The following is a 2193-nucleotide window of genomic DNA, read 5'->3' on the forward strand; positions in this document are numbered from 1 at the left end:
GTCGCGGCGGGCAGCGCCCCGCCGGCCCTGCGCGGCATCCGGGTCACCAACGTGTGGATCACCGCCGACGGCCCCGCCCTCACCCGCCTGTCCGCCCTCGCCGCCGACGGCCGCCTCACCCTGCGGGTCGCCGACACCCTGCCCCTGGAGCAGGCCGCCGACGCCCACCGCCGCCAGGAGGCCGGCGGCCTGCGCGGCCGCCTGGTCCTGACCCCCTGACCCCCCGACCCGAGGCCCGGAACGAGGAGAAAGCCGCCCCGGGCGCCCTGAACTCCGGGGCCGGAGTGGGAAGTCGGACCGGCCGACTTCCTACTCCGCCCCCTGGCCCGCGGAGCCCGCACCGCCGACCGCACCGCCCGTGGCGGGCCTGGTGTGGAGGACTTCGCGGGCCTGTTCGGCGGCGCGCACGATGCTCTCGCTGATGAAGTCGAGGAAGCGGGCGATGTTCTCCAGGCGGATCGCGGCGGGGGTGCCGGGGCCGAGGACGGCGACGCCCTCGCGGGCGGCCTCGATGACCCTGTCGTTGGCGCGGGCGCTGGCGATGACCGCCTGGTAGTAGAGCTCGTCGTCGACGATGTAGCGGTCCCGGCGGCGCTCGTCGCGTTCCCGGCGCACCAGGCTCTGGCTCTCCAGGAAGGCGATCGCCTTGGAGATGGAGGCGGGGCTGACCTGGAGGCGCTGGGCCAGTTCGGCGGCGGTGAGGCTGCCCGCGTCGGTGGTCGACAGGCAGGTGATCACCCGGGCGCCCATCCGGGACAGGCCCGAGCCCATCAGGACGGTGGTGAACTGTTCCTCGTACGCGGCCACGGCCTCGCTGTCACGCCCGGGCTGCCGCGGCCCGGGCCGCGGGGCGCCGGAGGGGGCGGGCGGGCGACGCTGGGCGCGGCGCTCGGTGGCGCGGTGGGCGAGGTCGGCGCGGTAGGCGACGGGGCCGCCGTTGCGCATCACCTCGCGGGTGACGGTCGAGGTGGGACGTTCCAGGCGCCGGGCGATCTCGGCGTAGGGCAGGCCGTCGGCCAGCCCCAGCGCGATCTGCTGGCGTTCCTGCTGGGTGAGCCTGCCTCCCGGCATCGCGCTTCTCCTCGGTTCTCGCGGGTTCTCACCGGAGCGTGCCGCCCGGCCGCCCCCACCATAGCGTTCACCCTCCATCCATTGCAATGATCACGGCGACCACCGTTGCATTACCCGACACACCTGTTGCAACAGTTTCCCATCATTCACCTGCAATGACGCCGATCTGACGCAACGAAGTAGTTGCCGACCCATTGAAAGCAACGTAGCGTTTCCAATGTCGGAAACACCGACGGGGCGGATCCGAACCGGGTCCCGGCCCCACCCGCACCCGTACAGGGAGACCACCGTGCAGACGTTCGACACCCCCGCCGCGATCACCGCCGTCCTGGACGTCCCCGGCGGCCGCGTCCAGCTCATCGCCGCCGAGCGCACCGACACCACCGTCGAGGTCCGGCCCGCCGACCCCGGCAAGAACCGGGACGTCCAGGCCGCCGAACGGACCACCGTCTCCTACGCCGACGGCGTCCTGCGGATCGTCACCCCCGCCGGCCACCAGCTCCTCGGCCCCACCGGCTCCCTGGAGGTCACCGTCCGGCTGCCGGCCGACTCCGCCGTCGAGGGCAGGGCGGCCGCCGCCGAGCTGCGCGCCGTCGGCCGCCTGGGCGAGATCGCCTTCGAGGGCGCGTACCGCCAGACCAAGATCGACGAGGCCGCGGGCCTGCACCTGACCGCCGTCGACGGCGACGTCGAGGTCGGCCGGCTCGCCGGCCCCGCCCGGATCAGCACCACCCGCGGCGACATCCGCATCACCGAGGCCCACCGCGGCACCGTCGAACTGGCCACCCAGTCCGGGAACATCACGGTCGGCGCCGCCGCCGGCGTCTCCGCCGCCCTGGACGCCGGCACCGGCCACGGCCGCATCGGCAACGCCCTGCGCAACGACGGCACCGCCGTGCTCGACATCCGCGCCACCACCAGCCACGGCGACATCACCGCCCACAGCCTCTGACCCCGGCCCGGGGCCCCGACACCCTCCAGGGGGACGACATGACGAACACCGCCCCACCCCCGGCTCACCCGACCGCCTGGACCGGCATGGTGCCGGTCGACGACACCGCCCTGGCCGCCACCGACACCGGCGGCCCCGGCCTGCCCGTGCTCTACCTCAACGGCCAGTTC

At 74.4% G+C, this 2193-nt stretch carries 3 protein-coding genes; 2 read left to right on the top strand and 1 reads right to left on the bottom strand.

The genetic code is table 11. From position 1 onward, the window contains the following. On the top strand, positions 1–219 hold a 219-nt coding region (locus BU198_RS02985; RefSeq protein WP_188295242.1), incomplete at its 5' end, for a zinc-binding dehydrogenase. A gap of 90 nt (positions 220–309) precedes the next feature. Here the strand turns inward: BU198_RS02985 and BU198_RS02990 are convergent. After that, positions 310–1071 carry a helix-turn-helix domain-containing protein gene (locus BU198_RS02990; RefSeq protein WP_188295243.1) on the bottom strand — a complete coding sequence of 254 codons (762 nt, stop codon included), beginning with the start codon at positions 1069–1071 and terminating at the stop codon, positions 310–312. 289 nt (positions 1072–1360) lie between these two features. On the opposite strand from BU198_RS02990, the gene BU198_RS02995 reads away from it, so the two are divergent. Then, the gene (locus BU198_RS02995) at positions 1361–2023 is read left to right on the top strand and encodes a DUF4097 family beta strand repeat-containing protein (RefSeq protein ID WP_188295244.1); all 663 of its coding nucleotides are present in this window, start codon (positions 1361–1363) and stop codon (positions 2021–2023) included. Positions 2024–2193: the final 170 nt, after the last annotated feature.

This window comes from Streptomyces sp. CBMA156, from assembly GCF_014596515.1.
Classification (GTDB): Bacteria; Actinomycetota; Actinomycetes; order Streptomycetales; family Streptomycetaceae; genus Kitasatospora.